The 1358-nt window shown below is 47.3% G+C and carries 1 protein-coding gene; it reads left to right on the top strand.

Going from position 1 to position 1358, the window contains the following annotated elements:
* On the top strand, nucleotides 1–1358 hold a 1358-nt coding region (locus tag L1967_RS22185; protein ID WP_249603671.1), incomplete at both ends, for a protein-disulfide reductase DsbD family protein.

The raw sequence follows: 1358 nt of genomic DNA, 5'->3' as shown, positions 1-1358 counted from the left end.
CCAAATCAGCAAATGACCTGTCTCAGGAAAAAGAGCCGGAATCATCCCGTGATTTATTCACGATTTTTATCCTGAGTTTTTTAGGTGGTTTTGCAGCGTTGCTGACGCCCTGTGTGTTCCCGATGATCCCCATGACGGTAAGTTTTTTTACCAAGCAGAGTAAAACCCGTGCCAGGGGTATCAAAAACGCTTTGTTCTATGGTCTTTTTATTATGGTGATTTATGTGGTACTGGGCTCTGTAGTGGTTGTCCTTTTTGGTGCCGACTCGCTCAATGCCCTTTCCACCAATGTGGTATTCAATTTGGTGTTTTTTGCGCTTTTGGTGTTTTTTGCCTGTTCTTTTCTGGGGGCTTTTGAACTGGTCCTTCCCAGCTCATGGGCGACCAGGATCGACTCCCAGGCAGACCGTGGAGGTCTTATCGGGATCTTTTTTATGGCCCTTGCCCTGGCGATTGTTTCCTTTTCGTGTACGGGTCCTATTGTTGGGACTTTACTGGTAGAATCAGCTTCCAAAGGAGGTATAGCCCCCATTGTTGGGATGCTTGGTTTTTCACTGGCCATAGCACTTCCCTTTGCCTTGTTCGCTGCTTTCCCGGGGTGGTTGAATTCGTTACCCAAATCGGGTGGTTGGCTCAATACCGTAAAGGTTGTTTTGGGCTTTTTGGAGCTTGCCTTTGCCTTTAAATTTTTAAGCAATGCCGATTTGGTGCTGCAATTGCACCTGCTAGAGCGGGAAACTTTTCTGGCCATATGGATTGCTGTTTTTGGGGCACTCGCGTTGTATCTTTTAGGAAAGATCACCTTGCCGCATGATAGCCCTTTGCCACATATTTCGGTAGGACGTCTAGGTCTTGGTCTATTTGTTTTGGCCTTTGTGGTGTATTTGATCCCGGGACTTTGGGGAGCGCCCCTGCAATGGATCAGTGGTTTTCCCCCACCATCACAGTACAGTGAATCCCCTTATGGGGTAGGAAACAGCAAGGGGGGAAATACAACTTTAACAGAAATTCCACCCCATACAGAACTAGGGCCTTTAGATATTGTAACGTTTAAGGAGTATGAACAGGGAATGGCGTATGCCAAGAGCGAGGGGAAACCGGTGCTTTTGGATTTTACGGGCTATGCGTGTGTGAACTGCCGTAAGATGGAAGAGCGGGTATGGCCAGATCCACAGATCCTACAGATATTGAAAGAAGATGTGGTCCTGATCTCCCTTTATGTGGATGATAAGCGAGAGCTACCAGAGGAGGAGCAGTACACGTCTGAGACCACGGGTAAGGAGATTACGACTATTGGTAATAAATGGAGTGATTTTCAGATCAGGGAATACAAGGCCAATGCGCAGCCGTACTATGTG

The organism is Zunongwangia pacifica (assembly GCF_023499215.1).
Lineage (GTDB): Bacteria > Bacteroidota > Bacteroidia > Flavobacteriales > Flavobacteriaceae > Zunongwangia > Zunongwangia pacifica.
Note: the sequence above shows the minus strand (reverse complement) of the source record. Positions and strands in the feature narration are given on the sequence as shown.